At 73.0% G+C, this 20,238-nt stretch carries 15 protein-coding genes; 11 read left to right on the forward strand and 4 right to left on the reverse strand.

Going from position 1 to position 20,238, the window contains the following annotated elements:
• Nucleotides 1-6: 6 nt before the first annotated feature.
• The gene (locus ABZ370_RS30270) at nt 7-1,371 is read right to left on the reverse strand and encodes a helix-turn-helix transcriptional regulator (RefSeq protein WP_358626883.1); all 1,365 of its coding nucleotides are present in this window, start codon (nt 1,369-1,371) and stop codon (nt 7-9) included.
• 219 nt (nt 1,372-1,590) lie between these two features.
• On the opposite strand from ABZ370_RS30270, the gene ABZ370_RS30275 reads away from it, so the two are divergent.
• Nucleotides 1,591-2,226 carry a hypothetical protein gene (locus tag ABZ370_RS30275; protein WP_358626885.1) on the forward strand — a complete coding sequence of 212 codons (636 nt, stop codon included), beginning with the start codon at nt 1,591-1,593 and terminating at the stop codon, nt 2,224-2,226.
• 183 nt (nt 2,227-2,409) lie between these two features.
• Here ABZ370_RS30275 and ABZ370_RS30280 read toward each other — a convergent pair whose 3' ends face one another.
• Nucleotides 2,410-2,826, reverse strand: coding sequence for an SsgA family sporulation/cell division regulator (locus ABZ370_RS30280; protein ID WP_358626887.1), 417 nt, complete (start codon nt 2,824-2,826; stop codon nt 2,410-2,412).
• A 241-nt stretch (nt 2,827-3,067) separates the two neighbouring features.
• Here ABZ370_RS30280 and ABZ370_RS30285 point away from each other — a divergent pair, with 241 nt between their 5' ends.
• The 3 genes from ABZ370_RS30285 (at nt 3,068) to ABZ370_RS30295 (ending at nt 6,592) form a co-directional block, all read left to right on the forward strand.
• Nucleotides 3,068-4,579 carry a sigma factor gene (locus tag ABZ370_RS30285; RefSeq protein ID WP_358626889.1) on the forward strand — a complete coding sequence of 504 codons (1,512 nt, stop codon included), beginning with the start codon at nt 3,068-3,070 and terminating at the stop codon, nt 4,577-4,579.
• Between the two features lie 145 nt (nt 4,580-4,724).
• Complete coding sequence (locus ABZ370_RS30290) at nt 4,725-5,861, forward strand: oxidoreductase (protein ID WP_358626954.1); 1,137 nt, start codon at nt 4,725-4,727, stop codon at nt 5,859-5,861.
• 11 nt (nt 5,862-5,872) lie between these two features.
• Nucleotides 5,873-6,592, forward strand: a complete 720-nt coding sequence (locus ABZ370_RS30295; protein ID WP_358626891.1) for an endonuclease V — start codon at nt 5,873-5,875, stop codon at nt 6,590-6,592.
• Between the two features lie 16 nt (nt 6,593-6,608).
• Here the strand turns inward: ABZ370_RS30295 and ABZ370_RS30300 are convergent, their stop codons facing one another.
• The gene (locus ABZ370_RS30300; RefSeq protein WP_358626892.1) at nt 6,609-7,109 is read right to left on the reverse strand and encodes a DUF1203 domain-containing protein; all 501 of its coding nucleotides are present in this window, start codon (nt 7,107-7,109) and stop codon (nt 6,609-6,611) included.
• A gap of 171 nt (nt 7,110-7,280) precedes the next feature.
• Between ABZ370_RS30300 and ABZ370_RS30305 the strand changes: the two genes are divergently transcribed.
• The 6 genes from ABZ370_RS30305 (at nt 7,281) to ABZ370_RS30330 (ending at nt 15,455) form a co-directional block, all read left to right on the forward strand.
• The gene (locus tag ABZ370_RS30305) at nt 7,281-8,219 is read left to right on the forward strand and encodes a dihydrodipicolinate synthase family protein (protein WP_358626894.1); all 939 of its coding nucleotides are present in this window, start codon (nt 7,281-7,283) and stop codon (nt 8,217-8,219) included.
• Nucleotides 8,216-9,667, forward strand: coding sequence for a sialate:H+ symport family MFS transporter (locus ABZ370_RS30310; RefSeq protein WP_358626896.1), 1,452 nt, complete (start codon nt 8,216-8,218; stop codon nt 9,665-9,667). Before ABZ370_RS30305 ends, ABZ370_RS30310 begins: the two co-directional genes overlap by 4 nt.
• 99 nt (nt 9,668-9,766) lie before the next feature.
• Complete coding sequence (locus tag ABZ370_RS30315) at nt 9,767-10,939, forward strand: CaiB/BaiF CoA-transferase family protein (RefSeq protein ID WP_358626898.1); 1,173 nt, start codon at nt 9,767-9,769, stop codon at nt 10,937-10,939.
• 34 nt (nt 10,940-10,973) lie between these two features.
• Nucleotides 10,974-12,188: an acetyl-CoA C-acetyltransferase gene (locus ABZ370_RS30320; protein ID WP_358626900.1), complete on the forward strand. Its 1,215-nt coding sequence runs from the start codon at nt 10,974-10,976 to the stop codon at nt 12,186-12,188.
• Nucleotides 12,189-12,276: 88 nt separating this feature from the next.
• Entirely contained in the window at nt 12,277-14,463 is a 2,187-nt protein-coding gene (locus ABZ370_RS30325) for a 3-hydroxyacyl-CoA dehydrogenase NAD-binding domain-containing protein (RefSeq protein WP_358626902.1), read from the forward strand.
• A gap of 110 nt (nt 14,464-14,573) precedes the next feature.
• On the forward strand, nt 14,574-15,455 hold the full coding sequence (locus ABZ370_RS30330) for an alpha/beta fold hydrolase (RefSeq protein WP_358626904.1): 882 nt from the start codon (nt 14,574-14,576) through the stop codon (nt 15,453-15,455).
• Between the two features lie 30 nt (nt 15,456-15,485).
• Here the strand turns inward: ABZ370_RS30330 and ABZ370_RS30335 are convergent, their stop codons facing one another.
• Nucleotides 15,486-16,238 (reverse strand): MerR family transcriptional regulator, encoded by a 753-nt coding sequence (locus ABZ370_RS30335; protein ID WP_358626906.1) that lies wholly within the window; start codon nt 16,236-16,238, stop codon nt 15,486-15,488.
• A 201-nt stretch (nt 16,239-16,439) separates the two neighbouring features.
• On the opposite strand from ABZ370_RS30335, the gene ABZ370_RS30340 reads away from it, so the two are divergent.
• Nucleotides 16,440-20,201 carry a glycoside hydrolase family 2 TIM barrel-domain containing protein gene (locus tag ABZ370_RS30340; RefSeq protein WP_358626908.1) on the forward strand — a complete coding sequence of 1,254 codons (3,762 nt, stop codon included), beginning with the start codon at nt 16,440-16,442 and terminating at the stop codon, nt 20,199-20,201.
• Nucleotides 20,202-20,238 lie beyond the last annotated feature (37 nt).

Raw genomic sequence — 20,238 nt, forward strand, 5'->3', positions numbered from 1 at the left:
CGGGCCTCAGCCGCTTTCGCGCCAGGCCCCGTCGCCGTAGTCGTACCCGTACGCGGGGCGGCCCTCGACGCCGCTGGTGCGGAACGGCGCGCCCCGGTCGTCGATCCGCACCGTCCCGGAACGGTCCCCGCTCGTCCATTCCAGCTCCAGGTACCAGCTGCAGTCGCAGCCCGCCGTACGGGCGTTGACCAGCAGCACCTCCGGGTCCGACGCCGAGACGCGGTACGGGAAGCGGACGGCGGGGACCGGCTCGCCCCCGTCGTTGCCGTCGGTGGGGCGGGCCCGGGGGCGGGCGGCGTCCAGGTCGACGGAGAAGGCGCGCGGGGTGAGGGAGCCGCCGCAGCCGTTCTCCATGGCGAACGACGACCAGGCCAGCGGCGTACGGCGCCCCACGACCCGTACGTGCAGGGCCCGCAGCACGACCACCGACTTCGCCCGGCCCTGGACCGTCACCTCGACGTTGGTGGTGCCGCCGTGCACCGCGTCATGGGCGGCGGCCCAGGCCGGGGCGTCCTGCTCGGTGGGCGGCGGGGCGACGTCGGCGGGTGGCCGGTCGATGAGGTAGCGGTGGTCGCAGCCGTTCTCCCAGACGTGGGAGCGGGTGCTGAGGGTCAGGGGAAGGCGGACGGACCCGTCCGTGGGCGGCCGGGAGGCGCCGGACGTGGGCGCTCCGCTGCCCTCCCGCCACCCCGGCTCCCCGCTGCGCAGCGCGCCCGACGGCGGCTGGTCGCCGTTCTTCTGCCGGTCCAACCGGCCACGGGCGGTGGGCGGTCGCGTGGCGGGGGCCTTCGGCGTCGCGGTCGCGGTGGCGGTGGTCCGGGGCGGGGCGGCGGTGTTGTTCTCCGGTCCGTCCGCGCCGCCGGACGACGAGCGGACCTCGACGGCCGTGACGGCGAGGACGACGACGGCGGCCGCGCCCGCCACCAGGGCCCACGGCCGAGTACGCCGGGCGCCGCGAGCCGCCCCGCCTGACGGAGCGTCGACCGGAACACTCCGTAACCGCCCCCGCCCCACCCCGCCCCCATCGGCGGTGGGCGCGGCCGACGCGGCGTCGGCCGAAGGCGGCGCGGGCGGGCGCCCCGCCGATCGGCGGGCGTCGGCGAGGAGCCAGTGGCGGTGGAGGGCTATCAGCTCGTCCGGGGTCGCCCCGCACAGACGGGCGAAGCGTTCCACCGGGGCGTAGTCCGTGGGGACCGCGTCGCCGTTGCAGTAGCGGTGCACCGTGGACGTACTGACATGCAGACGGGTGGCCAGGGCCCCGTAGCTGCGGCCCGAGCGCTCCTTCAACGCGCGCAGGGTCCCCGCGAACCTCTCGACCTCGTCATCGGCATCATCGGCTCTGCCCACCGGCCCGTCCCCCATGTCCCCCATGTCCCTCTCCCGCCTCGACCCCGCCTCGACGCCCGCCGGAACGTTCCGCGGGCGCGTTCCAGGGTGTCGTCATTCCCCCAAGTCAGCGTACGTGCAGGCATTCCCGCGTCCCGGATGCCACGCCTGCCGTAGCGGTCGCGGCGCGGCGCCGCGCAGTCTTGGGCTGCCGCCGCGAGTCTGGCGGTTCTCCCACCATTTGCGAAGCGAGGAATCCTTTCCATGCGTATGTCACTCCGCAACTCCGCCCTCGGCGCGCTGACCGCGGCCGCCTTCCTGGCGGGGTCCGCCACTGCGACCGCCACCGCCACCGCGACGGCGGCCCCCGGCACGCCCGGCACGCCCGGCCACCTCGTCCCGAGGGAGCTGCCCCCGCACCCCTCCTCGGACTGGTATGCGAGCGACGTCACCCCGGGGCTGCCCGATCCCGTCCCCTTCTGCGTCGAGGGGGCGCTGCCCTCGGCCGGGGCCACCCATCGGACCTTCTGGACCGAGTACGACACGAGCGCGAGCCAGGTCGTGGTCAAGGCGGCCACCGTGGACGCCGCCCGCAGGCTTGCCGCGGCCGCCGAGAAGAAGGTACGGAACTGCGCCGCCGACTGGGAGCGCGACTACCCCGAGGGCACGGCGTCCTGGCGGGACTACGGCACGCTCCCGGCCGAGGACGGCGCCCATGTCTACGGCGTCCACACCTCGTACCCGGACTCGGAGCCGGGCATCCACCTCTACGGGGTGGGGCGCGACGGGCGGACCGTCACCGTCGTCGAGTGGGGCGAGATGGGGAGTTATGAGCACGCCCCCGTCGACGCGTTCCGGCGGACGACCAGCACGGCGGTCGTGAAGCTGTACCACCCGTAGCCGCCACAGTCACCACCGAGAGGCGGCGACGCGCACACGCAGGGGGGTGCGTGTCGCCGTCGCGGATCGCGGAGCTGGAGGCGCGCGCCGTCACGATCACGACCACCCACTGGTCCGGGGCCGAGGCGGGAAGTGATCCGGGGCTGGGGCCCGGGGCTGGGGGCTGGAGGCTGGAAAGGCTGCTCAGGCCGTGTCTCTCAGCAGCGACGCCAGCCCGTCGTCCAGGTCCAGCTCACCGCCCTCCGCTCCCTCGGGCACCACCGCGTACGAGCGGCCCAGGAACCGCCGCAGGTCCTCGGTGTCGAACTGCACCATCGCCATGCCCTCGGGCGCGTGGAACTCCAGCACGGTGCGCTGCGTTCCGCACGGCCACATCTGCACATCCCCGCTGCCCGCGGGTCCGCGCAGCCCGGCCGCGAGCAGTTCGCGCCCAAATGTCCACTCCACGGCGGAACCGTCGAGGGACGCGGTGGGCGGGAAGGAGACGCGGACGGCGAACGGGTCGTCGCGTTCGTAGCGCAGGCATGCCGGGATGGCGCGTGCTTCCGGGGTCGACGCGATGAGGTGGGCCTGGACTGCTTGGTCGATGACAGTGGTCACAACGCCTGCTCCCTTGCGATCGGTGCGGGTCCTCGCCGTCTCTACCTCCATAAGACGTACGGGCGAACTGGCCAGTGCACCCGTAGTGGGCGTGACGTGCGTCACGACTGGTTTTTCGGGGGGACATACGCCATTTAGGCTTGCCAAATCCATGCTCGGTCTCGGGTGCCGTGCGGAGCTGTTACAAAACTTCCGCCGCACTCCGCTCTCCCGAGGCACCCACCCCAGGGGTTGTTCCACCATGACCGAACGTCCCGCGGCGCTGGACGCGGCCGCGTACACCCGGCTTTACGAATCCGAATATCCACGACTTGTCGGGTACGCCCGCACCCTCACCGGCAACCCCTGGACGGCGGGGGATCTCGTCGCCGAGGCGCACTTCCGCCTCTGGCGGCGGCTGCGCTCGGGGGAGTCCATCGACGCCGACGCCCTACCGGGCGAACTGACGGCCGCCGTCCGCGGGCTCGCCGTGGCCTCCGTGAACTGGGGCCCGCCCCAGCAGGCCTCGCTCCTCGAACCGCTGATACGTGTCCTCGGCGAGCTGCCGCAGCGCTGGGTCAAGGCGCTCTGGCTCGCCGAGGCGGACGACCTGCCGCCGGAGGAGGCGGCCCGTCGTACGCGGACGACCGCCGAGGCCGCGGCCACGCTCGTGGAGCGGGCCCGGGAGAGCCTGCGCCACGAGTTCCTGCGCGCACAGCCCGGCACCCCGGCGAGCGCCGCCTGCGGCGGCCACTGGGACGGGCTGCCCGGCCATGTGCGGGGCACCGACGACCCGCACGAGGCCGAGCGGATCGCGGTGCACATCGACGGCTGCCTGGACTGCCGGGCCCGGATGGAGCGGCTGGTGGCGGCCGATGGCCGACTGGCCGCGCTGACCGGCCCGGCGCTGCTGGCGCTGTACGACCGGGGTACCGCGCCGTACCTGCGGCCGCTGGCCCTCGCGGTCGGCCCGGCCGGGGCGGGTGCGGCGGTGGCGGGCGCCGGGGCCGCTGGGGTGGGCGGTCCCGCGACCGTGCCGATCGGCGCCGCGCACGCGGCTCCGGCGAACGGCCCGCTCGTCTCCGGCCGCCGGTCGGTGCGCCACCTGATGCACGGGCAGGTGCGCGAGGCGGGACCGGTCGCGGTCGCGGTGGCCGGGGCCGGGGTGCTGTTCGTCGCGGGCGCGGCGATCATGACGGGGCTGGCCCTCACCAACGGCGGCGCGGCGGAGGCGGGGCAGCCCGCGGCGGTGGCGTCGGCGCCTAGCCAGAAATCCCCCGACTCGTCCGGCTCTTCTGATTCTTCCGGTTCTTCTGATTCCTCCGGTTCCTCCGGTACGGACGCGACCAACGCCGCGTCGCGGACGCCGGACGCGTCGCACGCGGACGGCAAGCGCGAGGCGTCCCGCAGCCGTCCGTCCACGGGTACCGGGCCCTCGGACGTCCCGTCGAGCGCGGTGTCCCCGTCGCGGTCCACGACACCGTCGTCCGCTCCCTCGTCCCCGGCGTCGGAGCCCTCGGGGAAGCCGACGACTCCGTCGAAGCCCACCAAGTCGCCCAACCCATCGGAAACCGGGTCGACTCCGACATCCAAGCCCACCTCCGAGCCCTCGTCGCCCTCGCAGGACCCGACGGACGGCGGCGGCTCCGGTGACGGCTCCGGCACGGCGGACCCGCAGGGGAAGCCGGGCCAGTCCAACGCCCCGACCTCGGCACCCAGCGACGACTCGCAGAACTGCGTGTCCCTGCTGGTCCGGCTCTGCGTGAACAAGTGACCGGCGGCAAGTTACCCGGCACGGCCGACAGCCCTTCGGCGGCGCCCGCGGACCCCCGCGGGTGCCGCCGAGTGCTTTTCCTCACGCACCAGGGCGCTGTGGACGGCGTACCGCCCATGGGCTAGCTTCCAGCCCCATGACGGGCATGGGGATCATGGGCATGATGAGACGCGTGGCGGCCGCCGGGCTCTGCGGGGCGGCGCTCGCCGCCGCCCTCGCCGCGCCCGCGCACGCCGGTGGGGCGGAAGGCCTACGCGCCGGATGGCGGCTGAAGGACAGCGGCACCGACGCCCGCTTCCGGGGGCTCGCCGCCGTGGACCGCCGGGCCGCCTGGGTCGCGGGGACGAAGGGCACGGTGCTGCGCACCCGCGACGGGGGCCGCAGCTGGCGGAACGTGTCCCCGCCCGGTGCGGAGGGGCTGGAGTTCCGCGACATCGAGGCGTTCGGGGCGCGGCGTGCGGTGGTGCTGGCCATCGGCGAGGGCGAGGCGTCGCGGGTGTTCCGTACGGACGACGGGGGCGCCACCTGGAGCGAGACCTTCCGCAACCCCGACCCGCGCGCCTTCTACGACTGCCTCACCTTCTTCGACGCCCGCCACGGGCTCGCGCTCGGCGACCCCGTCGACGGCAAGTACCGCGTCCTCGCCACCGGCGACGGCGGTCGCAGCTGGCGCGTCCAGCCCTCCGGCGGGATGCCCGCCGCGCAGCCGGGCGAGGCCGCGTTCGCCGCGAGCGGGCAGTGCCTGGTGAGCGCCGGGCGCCGGAACGCGTGGTTCGCCACCGGCGGCGCCGCCACCGCCCGGGTCTTCCACACCGCCGACCGCGGCCGCACCTGGACCGTCGCCGACGCGCCGGTCCCCGCCGGTGACCCGGCCCGGGGCGTCTTCGCCCTCGCCTTCCGCGACGCCCGCCACGGCCTCGCCGTCGGCGGCGACTACCGCCCCGACCAGCCGTCCCCGCGCGCGGCCGCGGTCACCGCGGACGGCGGCGCCGCCTGGACCCCGGCCGACCGGCCTCCGCCCGCCTACCGTTCCGGCGTGGCCTGGCTTCCGTACGCCCGCCACACCGCCCTCGCGGTCGGCCCGACGGGCACCGACGTGACGGCGGACGGCGGCCGCAGCTGGCGCGCCGTCGACTCCGGTTCGTACGACACGGTGGACTGCGCCCCGGACGGCGGCTGCTGGGCGTCGGGCGAGAAGGGCCGCATCGCCCGCCTCGAGCCCACCCGGGACGGCCGGGACGGCCGGGAGGGCCGGGAGGGCCGGGGAGGTGCGGGGCGGTAGCGTGACCGGTCATGACGAGCGCCATCGATCCCCGCTATGAACTCCCCCGTGACTGGCCCACGACCGAGGCCGAGGCGACCGCCGTACAGGAGCGACTGCGGGGATCGGTCCGCGCGGAGAGCGGCACCGTGCCCGCCCCTGGCGCGGGAGCCGGGGCGCTCGTCGGGGTGGACGTGGCGTACGACGACGAGCGGGGCGTCGTCGCGGCGGCCGCCGTCGCGCTGGACGCCCGCACCCTCGACGTCGTCGGCGAGGCGACGGCGGTCGGCCGGATCACCTTCCCGTATGTGCCCGGCCTGCTGGCGTTCCGCGAGATCCCGGCCGTCCTGGACGCCCTCGCCGCCCTCGACCGGCGCGGCCACCGCCCCGACGTCGTGGTCTGCGACGGCTACGGCCTCGCCCACCCCCGCCGCTTCGGGCTGGCCAGCCATCTGGGGGTGCTCACCGGGCTGCCGACGATCGGCGTCGCCAAGAATCCCTTCACCTTCCGCCACGACCCGCCCGGCCCGCGCCGCGGCGACTGGACGCCGCTGCTCGACGGGGACGAGGGGGTCGGCCGCGCGCTGCGCACCCGGGACGGGGTGAAGCCGGTGTTCGTGTCCGTCGGCCACCGGGTGACCCTCGACGAGACCTGCGCGTACACCCTCCACCTGGCCCGCGCCTACCGCCAGCCCGAAACCACCCGCCGCGCCGACGCCCTGTGCCGCCGCGCCCTGGCGGACGCCGTCTAGTCAGGCGCGAGGCTGGTCAGGCGCGCCGCGTCTCCGCGAGGAAGCAGCCGAACTCGACGGCGCGTACGTGCACCGCGGCCACCTCCGGGTCCGCGTACAGCTCGGCGAGGGTCTCCTCGCAGGACTCCTGCCCGCCGCCGACCATCAGCCGGCCGCCGAGGATGTTGCCCCGGGCGGAGTAGGCGCGCAGCAGCCGGTGGTCGCCCCACATGCCGGACGGGAAGCCGGGGCCGGTCCAGCCATCACACTCCTCGGCGTGGAGGAAGACCGGCCCCTGCTCGTCGTACGGGCCGGGCTCGGCGCCCGTCTCCTCGGCCCAGCGGCGCAGCGGGGCGTAGGAGACGAGGACGATGGTCTCGCCCGGCAGGCTCCGGCCGAGGCAGCAGCGCAGCGGGCTGTTGCCCTCCTCGTCGTCCACCACCAGGCGCGGGGGGTTGCCCGCGTCGTCCTGGACGCGCAGTCGCTTCGCCACCTCGGGTGCGATGGCCCGGATCTCATAGGTCGTGTTGTCGCTCATGGGTCTCATCGTGGTCCGCGGGCGCAGCGATCGCTGGCGGTATTCGGACGGGGCGCTGGAGGCACGCGTACTTGACAGCGAGCTGGTGCTCAGTCAGATTCGCCCCCAAAACATAGGACGTCCGACGTCCATATTGCCCTGATCGTGCGCAGTCCAGAAAGCAGGGTCCAGATGAGTCTTCCGGCTCCGCTCACCGGTGTCGTCCCGCCCCTGTGCACCCCCCTCACCCCCGCCGGGGAGGTCGACACGGTCTCCCTCGCCGCCCTCGTCGAGCGGCTGATCGACGCGGGGGTGAGCGGTCTGTTCGCGCTCGGGTCGAGCGGTGAGGCCGCGTACCTGGGCGACGGCAGGCGCCGTACCGTTCTGGAGACGGTGGTCGGGGCGGCGGCCGGGCGGGTGCCGGTGCTCGCCGGGGCGATCGACATGGCGACCGAGCGGGTCATGGACCACGCCCGTACCGCCGCCTCGCTCGGCGCGGACGCGATCGTGGCCACCGCGCCCTTCTACACCCGGACCCATCCCGTGGAGATCGCCGACCACTTCCGGCGGGTGCGCGAGGGCGCGGGCCTGCCGCTGTTCGCGTACGACATCCCGGCCTCCGTCCACTCCAAGCTGACGCCCCGGATCGTGCTGCCGCTGGCCGCCGACGGCACACTCGCCGGGCTCAAGGACAGCAGCGGCGACGACGGTGGGCTGCGGCGGCTGCTCGTGGAGGCCCGCCGCCGTGGCCTCCTGGACTCCTTCACCGTGCTCACCGGCTCCGAACTCGCCGTGGACGGAGCCCTGCTGGCCGGTGCCCATGGCGTCGTCCCCGGGCTGGGCAACGTCGATCCGAAGGGCTTCGTACGGCTCTACGAGCACGCCCGCGCGGGGCGCTGGGACCGGGCCTCGGCCGAACAGGACCGGCTGGCGGCGCTGTTCGCGCTCACCGACGCCGGTGACCCGGCCGTGATGGGCGGCAGTTCCTCGGCGCTCGGCGCCTTCAAGGTGGCGCTGCGTCTGCTGGGCGTCATCGCCTGCCCGGCGACGGCCGCGCCGCAGGTGCCGCTGGGGGACGACGCGGTGGAGACGGTGCGTCAACTGCTGCTGGAGGGAGGGCTGTTGTCGTGACGGCTGTCACACCGCCCTGGTGCCGCCAGGTCTCCCGGCGCCAGTGGAAGTCGCTGTTCGCCGCCTGGATCGGCTATCTGCTCGACGGTTTCGACTTCGTGCTCATCACCCTCGTGCTGACCGAGATAGCCGACGAGTTCGACCTGAGCGCGGCAGCGGCGGCGAGCCTGGTCTCGGGGGCCTTCATCACCCGCTGGCTCGGCGGGGCGCTGCTCGGGGCGATGGGGGACCGGTACGGGCGCAAACCCGCGATGATCGCCAGCATTGTGCTCTACTCGCTGGGCACGTTCGCGTGCGGCTTCGCCTGGAACTACTTCAGCCTGTTCACCGCCCGGCTATTGATTGGCATGGGCATGGCCGGTGAGTACAGCGCGAGCGCGACCTACGCCCTGGAGAGCTGGCCCGCGCAGTTACGGAACCGCGCCTCCGGCTTTCTGATCTCCGGTTACGCGGGCGGCACGATCCTCGCCGCCGAGCTTTACAAGTGGGTCGTACCCGCCTGGGGCTGGCGCTGGATGTTCTACCTCGGCGTCCTGCCCGTCTTCGTCGCGCTGTGGGTGCGGCGCGCGCTCCCGGAGGCGGGGGACTGGCACGAGCAGGTGGCCGCGTCCGGGGCCGCCCGGCCGAACCCGTTCCGGCCCCTGTTCACCGGCGGCCGCGGGTACCTCAACGCCGCCTTGGCGGTGGCCGCGAGCGCCGCGCTGTTCTGCGTCTTCACCCCGCTGGGGGCGGGCTGGCGGTGGCCGCTGTCGCTGCTGGCGGCGGGCGCCCTGTTCGCCTTCGCCGCGCAGCTCGGGGGACGGCGCGGCTGGCTGCTGTACGTGGCGCTGATGTCGACCGTCTTCTGCGCCTTCCTCTACAGCTGGCCCATCCAGGCGCTGCTGCCCACCTATCTCAAGACCGAGCTGGGGTACGCGCCCTCCCAGGTCGCCGACGCGATGTTCTACGCGGGCTTCGGCACGATGTCCGGCTGCTGGCTGGCCGGTTTCGCCGGTGACCGGCTCGGGACCCGGCGCGCCTACGCGTACACCCTGCTCGCCTCGCTGTGCTTCGTCTTCCCGGTGTTCGCGGTGCGGGACACGCTGGTGGGGCTGGGGGTGCTGCTGTTCTGCCTGCTCGCCCTGAGCCAGGGGATCTCCGGCATCCTGCCGAAGTACATCGCCGGACACTTCCCCACGGAGAGCCGCGCCGCGTCGCTCGGCTTCGTCTACAACACCGGAGCCCTCGGCGGCGCTGTGGCCCCGGTGCTGGGCGCGCGCCTGGCGGAGGGCATGCCGCTCGGGCAGGCCCTGGCGGTGCTGACGTCCGGTCTGACGCTGGTGGTGATCGTGCTGGTGGGGGCGGATGTGCCGCGACGGCTGGGCCGTCTGGTGGACCCCGCGCTCCCCGGCGACCACCTGCTGCGGGAGCGTCCGGGTACGGCCGACCGGGCGGATACACCGGGCTGAACGACCCGCTCCGGGTGGGGGCTTGTGGAATGGGGGGTGCGTTCCTAGCATCGGCGGTGTTACAGCAATGGTGTCACAGAGGCTTGAGGACGGTCCCGGATGACGGCGGCAGCGCAGGTGGGCGGAGCGACGGGGCATGGGCCACTGGCCGGGGTGCGGGTGGTGGAGCTGGCCGGGATCGGGCCGGGGCCGTTCGCGGCCATGCTCCTCGGCGATCTGGGCGCCGATGTCGTACGCGTCGACCGCCCCGGCCGCCCCGGGGGCCTGAAGGTCGACCCGGCGTACGACCTCGCCAACCGCAACAAGCGCTCCGTCCTGCTCGACCTGAAGTCGGAGCGCGGCCGGGACGCCGCGCTCGGCCTCGTCGAGCGGGCCGACATCCTCATCGAGGGCTACCGCCCCGGCGTCGCCGAGCGGCTGGGCCTCGGCCCGGACGCGTGCCTGGACCTCAACCCCCGGCTCGTCTACGGCCGGATGACCGGCTGGGGGCAGGAGGGCCCGCTCTCCGGCACGGCCGGGCACGACATCGGCTACATCGCCGTCACCGGTGCGCTGGGCATGACCGGCGCCGCCGACGGCCCGCCGGTGGCGCCCGCGAACCTGCTCGGGGACTACGCGGGCGGCTCGCTCTACCTCGTCGTCGGCGTCCTCGCCGCCCTCCAGCACGCCCGCTCCGGCGGCACCGGCCAGGTGGTGGACGCGGCGATCGTGGACGGCACCGCGCATCTGACCGCCGTCCTGCACGGCATGATGGCCGCCGGCGGCTGGCAGGACCGGCGCGCCAGCAACCTCCTCGACGGCGGCTGCCCCTTCTACGGCACGTACGAGACCGCCGACGGCGGCCATATGGCGGTGGGCGCGCTGGAGCCCGCGTTCTACGCCGAGTTCACCGACCTGCTCGGGATCGCCGACGAGGCGCCCGCCCGCGGTGACATCGACAGCTGGGACCAGCTGCGGGCCGTCATCGCCGCCCGCTTCAAGGAGCGCACCCGCGAGGAGTGGACGGCCGTCTTCGCCGGGTCGGACGCCTGTGTCGCGCCCGTCCTGTCGCTGCGCGAGGCCCCCCGCCATCCGCAACTCGCCGCCCGCGGCACCTTCGTCGACGAGGCGGGCATCACCCAGCCCGCGCCCGCGCCGCGCTTCTCCGCGACCCCCGGCCGGGTGCGCGGCGGCCCCGCCCGGCCCGGCGCGGACGCCGCCGAGGTGGCCCGCGACTGGGGCGTCCCCGACGTCCTGCCGACGACGACGCCCGGCGACGAATCCCCCTCGTGACGCGCCAACCGCCCACCTCCGAAAGGCAGCAGACGTGAGCACCGAAGCGTACGTGTACGACGCCATCCGCACCCCGCGCGGGCGCGGCAAGGCCGACGGCGCCCTGCACGGCACCAAGCCCGTCGACCTCGTCGTGGGCCTCATCCACGAGATCCGGCGGCGGTTTCCCGGGCTGGACCCGGCGGCGATCGACGATGTGGTGCTCGGCGTCGTCAGCCCGCTCGGCGACCAGGGCTCCGACATCGCCAAGGTCGCGGCCATCGCGGCCGGGCTCCCGGTCACCGTGGCGGGCGTCCAGGAGAACCGCTTCTGCGCCTCGGGCCTGGAGGCCGTCAACCTGGCCGCCGCCAAGGTCCGTTCGGGGTGGGAGGACCTGGTGCTGGCGGGCGGCGTCGAGTCGATGTCGCGCGTGAAGATGGGTTCCGACGGCGGCGCGTGGTTCGCCGACCCGATGACCAACTACGAGACCGGCTTCGTCCCCCAGGGCATCGGCGCCGACCTCATCGCCACCCTCGGCGGCTTCACCCGCCACGACGTGGACACCTTCGCCGCGCTGTCGCAGGACCGGGCGGCACAGGCCTGGAAGGAGGGCCGCTTCGACCGCTCCGTGGTCCCGGTCCGCGACCGCGCCGGGCTGACCGTCCTCGACCGCGACGAGCACCTCCGCCCCGGCACCACGCCCGAGTCCCTGGCCGGGCTCAAGCCGTCGTTCGCGGCGATCGGCGAGGCGGGCGGCTTCGACGCGGTGGCGCTGCAGAAGTACCACTGGGTGGAGGCCATCGACCACGTCCACCACGCGGGCAACTCCTCCGGCATCGTGGACGGCGCGGCCCTCGTCGCCATCGGCAACCGCGAGACCGGCGAACGCTACGGGCTCACCCCCCGCGCCCGCATCGTCTCCGCCGCCGTCTCCGGCGCCGACCCGACCATCATGCTCACCGGCCCGGCCCCCGCCTCCCGCAAGGCCCTGGCCAAGGCCGGGCTGACCATCGACGACATCGACCTGGTCGAGATCAACGAGGCGTTCGCGGCGGTCGTACTGCGCTTCGCCGACGACATGGGCCTGGGCCTGGACAAGATCAACGTCAACGGCGGCGCGATCGCCCTGGGCCACCCGCTGGGCGCCACCGGAGCGATGATCCTCGGCACCCTGGTGGACGAACTGGAGCGCCGCGACGAGCGCTACGGGCTGGCGACGCTGTGCGTGGGGGGCGGCATGGGCATCGCCACGGTGGTCGAGCGGCTCTGACCCTTCCGCCCCGACCCGCGACGTCCCGCACCGGGGAACCCACCCCTGGGCACCGCCCACCGCCTTTCCTCCCCCTGGAGACCGTGACATGAGCAACCCCGCCACCGCCTCGACCATCCGCTGGGAGCAGGGCGACGACGGCGTCGTCACCCTTGTCCTCGACGACCCGGGGCAGTCCGCCAACACCATGAACGCCGCCTTCATCGAATCGCTCGGCGCGATCGCCGACCGGCTGGAGGCGGAACAGGAGGCGATCCGCGGCGTCATCGTCACCTCCGCCAAGAAGACCTTCTTCGCGGGCGGCGACCTCAAGGACATGGTCACGCTCGGGCCCGACCAGGCTCAGCAAGCCTTCGAGACGAACCTGCGCATCAAGCGCGGGCTGCGCCGGATCGAAACGCTCGGCAAGCCCGTCGTCGCGGCGATCAACGGGGCGGCGCTGGGCGGGGGGTTCGAGATCGCGCTCGCCTGCCATCACCGGGTCGCGCTCGACACCCCCGCCTCCCGGATCGGCTTTCCCGAGGTCACCCTCGGCCTGCTGCCGGGCAGTGGCGGCGTCGTCCGGTCGGTGCGGCTGCTCGGCGTCGCCGACGCGCTGCTCAAGGTGCTGCTCCAGGGCACGCGGTACGCGCCGCGCCGGGCGCTGGAGGCCGGTCTTGTGCACGAGGTCGTGGAGACGCCGGAGGAGATGCTGGCCCGGGCGCGCGCCTTCATCGACGCCCACCCTGAGTCGCGGCAGCCCTGGGACGAGAAGGGCTACCGCATCCCCGGCGGCACCCCGGCGGACCCGAAGTTCGCCGTCAACCTGCCCGCCTTCCCGGCCAATCTGCGCAAACAGCTGAGCGGCGCCCCCTACCCGGCGCCGCGCAACATCCTCGCCGCCGCGGTCGAGGGCGCACAGGTCGACTTCGAGACGGCACAGACCATCGAGGCCCGGTACTTCACCGAGCTGGTCACCGGCCAGACCGCCAAGAACATGATCCAGGCGTTCTTCTTCGATCTCCAGGCGGTCAACTCCGGTGCCAACCGCCCGCAGGGGATCGAGCCGCGCACGGTCCGCAAGGTCGCGGTGCTGGGCGCCGGGATGATGGGCGCGGGCATCGCGTACGCCTGCGCCAAGGCCGGTATCGACGTCGTGCTGAAGGACGTCTCCGACGAGGCGGCGGCCAAGGGCAAGGCGTACGCGGAAGGGCTGCTGGCCAAGGCGGTCGCCAAGGGCCGTACGAGCGAGGCCCGGCGCGACGCGCTGCTGGCCCGCATCACCCCGACCGCCGACCCGCGCGACCTCGCGGGCTGTGACGCCGTCATCGAGGCGGTCTTCGAGGACCCGGCGCTCAAGCACAAGGTCTTCCAGGAGATCGAGCCCATCGTCGCGCCGGACGCCCTGCTCTGCTCCAACACCTCCACCCTGCCGATCACGGTGCTGGCGGAGGGGGTGGAGCGCGCCGGTGACTTCATCGGGCTGCACTTCTTCTCGCCCGTCGACAAGATGCCGCTGGTCGAGATCATCAAGGGCGAGCGCACCGGCGAAGAGGCGCTGGCCCGCGCGTTCGACCTGGTGCGGCAGATCAACAAGACCCCGATCGTCGTGAGCGACTCCCGCGGCTTCTTCACCTCGCGCGTCATCGGCCACTTCCTCAACGAGGGCGTGGCGATGGTCGGCGAGGGCATCGACCCGGCCTCGGTCGAACAGGCCGCCGCCCAGGCGGGCTACCCCGCCAAGGTGCTCTCCCTGATGGACGAACTCACCCTGACCCTCCCGCGCAGGATTCGTGAGGAGACGCGGCGCGCGACGCTGGAGGCGGGCGGCGAGTGGCGGCCGCACCCGGCCGACGCCGTCATCGACCGCATGGTCGAGGAGTTCGAGCGCCCGGGCCGCAGCGGGGGAGCGGGCTTCTACGAGTACGACGCGGCCACCGGCAAGCGCCTGCGGCTGTGGCCGGGGCTGCGCGAACACTTCGGCACCACCAGTGACCAGAGCATCCCCTTCGAGGACATGCGGGAGCGCATGCTCTTCTGCGAGGCCCTCGACACGGTGCGGCTGCTGGAGGAGGGCGTGCTGACGTCCGTCGCCGACGCCAACATCGGCTCGATCCTGGGCATCGGCTTCCCCGGCTGGACGGGCGGCGTGCTCCAGTACATCAACGGCTACGAGGGCGGCGTGGCGGGCTTCGTGGCCCGCGCCCGGGAACTCCAGGCGGCGTACGGGGAGCGGTTCGCCCCCTCGCCCCTGCTGCTGGAGAAGGCGGAGCGCGGCGAACGCTTCACGGATTGACGGCCGCACGGGCGTTGCCGGGCCGGGGCGCCGATATCTGGCGGATATCGGCGCCTCGTTGGCGAGATATCGGGGTGGATGACAGGCCCTGAGCGGGGTGGACTGTCCCCATGAGCAACGCGAGCAACGTGAGCAATGTGAGCAACACAGGCAACATCAGCAACACCGTCTACGTACTGGTCCACGGAGCCTGGCACTCCTCCTGGCAGTGGGCGCCCACCCAGCGCGCCCTGGCCGGGCACGGCGCCCTGAGCCTCGCCGTCGACCTGCCCGGGCACGGCTTCGACGCGCCGCTGCCGTCGGGCTACCACGAGCCCGGTCAGCCGGGGTTCGCGACCGAGAAGTCCGCGCTGGCCGGGCTGACCCTGGAGGAGTGCGCCGGGTCCGTCGTCTCGGCGCTGCGCGCGGTGCGCGGCCACCGCAGGGTCGTCCTCGTCTCGCACAGCGCCGGTGGCGTCTCCGCCTCACTGGCCGCGGAGCAGGCTCCCGAACTCGTCGACGAGCTGGTCTATCTGACGTCCGTCGTGCCCGCAGGACGCCCCCGCTTCGCCGACTACATGGCCGCCCCGGAGCAGGCCGCGACCACCCGAGGCCAGAGGCTGATGGTGGGCGACCCGGAGGCCCTCGGCGCGTTCCGCATCAATCCGGTGTCCGCCGACCCCGCGTACGCGGAGGAGCTGCGGCGGGCCTACTACCACGACGTCCCCGCCGGGGCCTTCGCCCGCTGGCGCCACGCCCTGAGCCCCGATATGCCGTTCGCGATACCGACCACCCCGGTCGCCCTCACCGCTCAGCGGTGGGGCCGTATCCCGCGGACCTACCTGCGGTGTGCCGAGGACTGGGCCCTCACCCCCGCGGTACAGGACCTGATGATCGCGGAGGCCGACGCGGCGATGCCGGACCAGCCCTTCACCGTACGGACGCTGCCGGGCAGCCATTCGCCGTTCGCCACTCGCCCCGCCGAGCTGGCCGCAGCCCTCGTACAGGCCTGAGCGAACACCCGGGAAACACCCCACAAGGCGTCAGTCGGTCCCGTACCAGGCCCGCAGCTCCTGCTTCATCGACCGCTGGAACGCGATCACCAGCGCCTGCACCACCAGCGGCTGCATATCCGCCGACAGCGACTTCTTCGCCGCCACCCGCTCCGCCCCGCCGCCGGACTCCGGCTCCCGCTCCGGGCCCCACACCTCGTCGCGGAAGAGCCTGCCCAGCTCGCGGGCCACGGAGCGGCTGTGCTCCAGGACGACCGTATGGGCCGCGAGTATCGTCTCCAGGTCGATCGGGACGTCCAGCAGCCGCAGCCCCAGGTGCAGCACGCCGGGGTCGACCCGGAAGACGTCCGGTCTGTCCGTGCGCTCCAGCGCGTGGAGGGCGGCCAGCCGGTCGACGTCCTCGTCCGACAGCTCGCGCCCGGCGCGCCGGGCCAGTTGCTCGCGGGTCGCCTCCTCGGGCGCCTCGGGGGCCCAGGAGGCGACGAGGGCGCGGTGGATGGCGAGGTCGTCGGCGCTCAGGTCCGCCGGGAGCTGCCGCAGATAGCGCTCGATGGCGGAGAGCGTCATGCCGTGGTGCTGCAACTCCTCGATCAGCGCGAGCCGCGACAGATGCCCGGGCCCGTAGTGCCCCACCCGGCGCGGGCCGATGGCGGGCGGCGGGAGGAGGCCGCGGGTGCCGTAGAAGCGGATCGTACGGACGGTCACACCGGCCCGGGCCGCCAGTTCGTCGACGGTGAGGGTCGGTTCCTCGCTGGTCGGCCCCTCGCTGTCAGGGGTGGTCATCGGCGCGTCGCCTCGCTCTCCGGTGTGCTGCCCGATCGGGTGCATCAGTATTGCTGTCTCATCATCGCTGTGAAACCTTCCGCCCTTATCCGATCGCACAGAGATCGGTCCGCACCGTTGACGCTCTCTTTACCCGGCCAATAACGTGCCTCGCTGTTCAGGCGTGTTGGTTTTCTTGCGAATATGTGAGGTGAGGTCGGATTGGGTACGGTACGCGGCAGGTACGGCACACGACTGATAGCGGTGGCGGCCGCCATGGCCACCGCCCTCGGAGCCGCCCTCACCACGGCGGACAGCGCCGCCGGAAGAGCACCGGACGCGGGCAAGTACCCCGCCGACGTGCACAGTTACCTCGAAGATCCGGAGAAGACCGGGGAGGGCCAGGAGCCCCCGCACACCCGGCTGAAGCCCACCGGGCCGGACGCGGAGAAGTGGCAGCGCAGCCTCGACGGCAGCTGGCGGTTCGCCCTCGCCGACAAGCCCGAGGACGCGCCCAAGGGCTTCTGGAAGGAGGACTACGACGCGTCCTCTTCCCAGGGATTCCAGCGCGTGAAGGTCCCGCACACCTGGCAGACCGACGACCTCGACCACCCGATCTTCCGGAACATCGACGGCGAGATGGTGCCGGAGAAGCCCCCGGAGGTCCCGCGCGACGTCAACCCCACCGGGGCGTACCTCAAGGACGTCCAGGTCCCGAGGAACTGGGACGGACGGCGCCAGGTGCTCCGCTTCGACGGCATGACCTCCGCCGCGTTCGTCTGGGTCAATGGCCGCTACGTGGGCTACGACCAGGGCGGCTACGTCCCGGCCGAGTTCGACGTGACCGACTATCTGCGGCCCGGCCACAACCGCGTCGCCGTCCAGGTGCACCGCTGGAGCGCGGGCTCGTACCTGGAGGACTACGACCAGTGGCGCTTCGCGGGCATCTTCCGCTCCGTGTCGCTGTACTCCACCCCGAAGACCCGGATGGAGGACGCGTACGTCACCACCGACCTCGATGCCGACTACCGGGACGCCACACTGCGCGCCCAGGTCGACATCGCGCGCGCCGAGGGCGGCGAGAAGGGCGGGCAGCGGGTCACGGGCGTGCTCTACGACCCGCACGGCCGCGAGGTGCGGCGGCTGACCGCCGACGAGACGGACGGCAAGGCCGAGCTGACGGCCGAGGTGAAGAACCCCGCCAAGTGGTCGGACGAGACGCCGAACCTGTACCAGCTGGTGCTGAAGCTGCGCGACGCCGACGGCAGAGCCACCCAGACCGTCCGGCAGAGCGTCGGCTTCCGCGAGGTCGAGGTCAAGGACCAGCAGCTCAAGCTCAACGGCAAGCGCGTCCTCATCCGGGGCGTCAACCGCGCCGAGACCGACCCCACCACCGGCCGGTACGCCACCCGGGAGCGCATGGAGCAGGACGTCCGGCTGATGAAGCGGCTGAACGTCAACGCGATCCGCACCTCCCACTACCCCTCGGACCCGTACCTCTACGAACTCGCCGACCGTGAGGGCATCCTCATCGACGACGAGATGGAGGTCGAGACCCACAGCTTCGAGGACTGCCCGGACAACTGCCTGGCCGAGAAGCCCGAGTGGCAGAAGGCGTTCCTGGAGCGCCACCAGGGCATGGTCGAGCGCGACAAGAACCACCCCAGCGTCATCATGTGGGACACCGGCAACGAGGCCGGGCTCGGCAAGGCGCACTACACGATGGCCGAGTGGACGAAGAAGAACGAACCGACCCGGCCGCTGTACCACCAGCCCAACCGGCCCGACGGCGACGCCCCCTTCGCCGACGTCGCGGGCCCCCGCTACCCCACGCCCGCGTCCCTCGAGTCCAAGGCCAAGACCTTCACCAAGCCGATCGTGATGGGCGAATACGCCCACGCGATGGGCAACAGCCTCGGGAATTTCCGGGAGTTCTGGGAGGTCATGCGGAAATATCCCAGGGCGCAGGGCGGCTTCATCTGGGACTGGGCCGAGCAGAACATCAAGCGCCCTCTGATCACCACCCCCGACTCCTCCGGCAACCGCATCGCCGCCAGCCTCTCCGGCAAGCCGGAGGTCGTCGACGGCCACAGCGGCAAGGCCCTGTACCTGTCCGGCCTGGACGACTTCGTCGAGACCTACCGCGACCCCAAGCTGGACCTGACCGGCACGGCGGTCACCCTCGACGCCCAGGTCAAGCCGGCCGAGCCGTTCACCGGCGACTTCACCATGGTCAGCAAGGGCGACCAGTACGTGCTGCGCATGAAGGACGCCGACACCCTGGAGTTCACGATCACCAGCGAGGCCAAGCCCCGCACGGTGACCGCGGACGTCCCCGAGGGCTGGACCGGCGGCTGGCACCGCGTCACCGGCGTCTACGACGGCGGCGCGCTGCGCCTCTACGTGGACGGCAAGCAGCTCGCCGAGACCGCGTGGAGCGGCCGGATCGACTACACCGGCTACGACCTCGGCGTCGGCCGCAACGCCGACACCATGGAGGACGGCTACCCCGGACGCACCGCCAAGGGCACCATCGACCAGGTCCGCGTCTACGGCACCGCGCTCGGCGCGGCCCGGCTCGCCGCCGGTGCCGACCCCAAGCGGGACGCCCTGATCGCCCTGGACTTCGACGACTTCCAGCGCAAGGGCGACTATCTGTCGTACGGCCTCTACGAATCCGGGGTGGACGGTCTGGTCACCGCCGACCGCAAGCCGGAACCGGAGACCGCCCAGCTCGCCTGGGTGCAGGCGCCGATCCGGATCACCGACGCCGACGCCCGTACCGGCCGGGTCAAGGTCACCAACGAGCGCGTCTTCACCGGCACCTCCGACCTGCGCTTGCGCTGGAAGGTGACCGAGGGCGCCAAGACCGTCGCGAGCGGAACCCGCGCGCTCGACGTCGGGCCCGACGCGAGCGAAGACGTCCAGCTGCCCGCTCCGCCACCGAACCCCGGCGGCTACGAGCGCTACCTCACTGTCCAGGCGGTGACCGCCCACGATGCCAACTGGGCGAAGGCCGGACACGTGGTCTCCTTCGGCCAGTTCGAGGTCGGCGGGACGAAGGTCCCCGAGCCGGAGCAGGCGCGTACGAGCGACGGCAAGGCCACCGTCGCCGACAAGGACGACACGGTCGAGGTCACCGGACCGGACTTCCGCTACACCTTCGACAAGAAGAAGGGCACCCTCACCTCGATGCGCGCGGGCGGCCGCGAGCTGCTCACGTCCGGCCCCGAACTCGACGCCTGGCGCGCCCCGATCAGCAACGAGCGCTCCGACTGGGGCACGGCGGAGGGCAAGCAGTGGCGCTCCCTCGGCCTCGACCGGCTGCGCGCCACCGTCACGGGCACGGACGTGACCCCGGGCGACGACGGCACGGTCAGCGTCGGCTTCACGACCACGGTCGCGCCGCCCGAGGCGACCAACGCGTCCTTCGACCAGACCATGACCTACCGCGTCGATGGCTCGGGCAAGATGCGCGTCCAGCACAAGGTGGAGGCGCGCGGCGAGTTCCGCAAGCTGTCGTACCTGCCGCGGGTGGGCATGAAGCTGAAGGTGCCGGAGCGGTACGACACGTTCCGGTGGTACGGCCGCGGCCCGGTCGAGAACTACAACGACCGCAAGGACGGCGCGCCCATGGGGGTGTGGTCGTCCACGGTCGAGGACCAGTACGAGGAGTATCTGAAGCCGCAGGACCACGGCAACCACGACGACGTGCGCTGGGCGTCCCTCACCGACGGGAGCGGCGGCCCCGGGCTGCTGGTCTCCGGTGACCTCCAGGCGGGCGCCACCGCGTACGACGACCTCGACCGCGCCGCGTACCCGCATCTCCTCAAGCGCAACGTGGGCTGGAACACCCTGCACGCCGACCACGACGTCACCGGCGTCGGCGACACCCCGAACCCGGTGCGCGACCAGTACCGGGTCAAGGCCGACAAGGCGTACGACTACACCCTCACCCTGCGTCCGGTCAGCAGCACCCCATAAAACAGACCGCCCGTTCCCGGCCCCTCGCACATCGGGG

This window comes from Streptomyces sp. NPDC005962 (genome assembly GCF_040629205.1).
Taxonomy (GTDB): Bacteria; Actinomycetota; Actinomycetes; order Streptomycetales; family Streptomycetaceae; genus Streptomyces.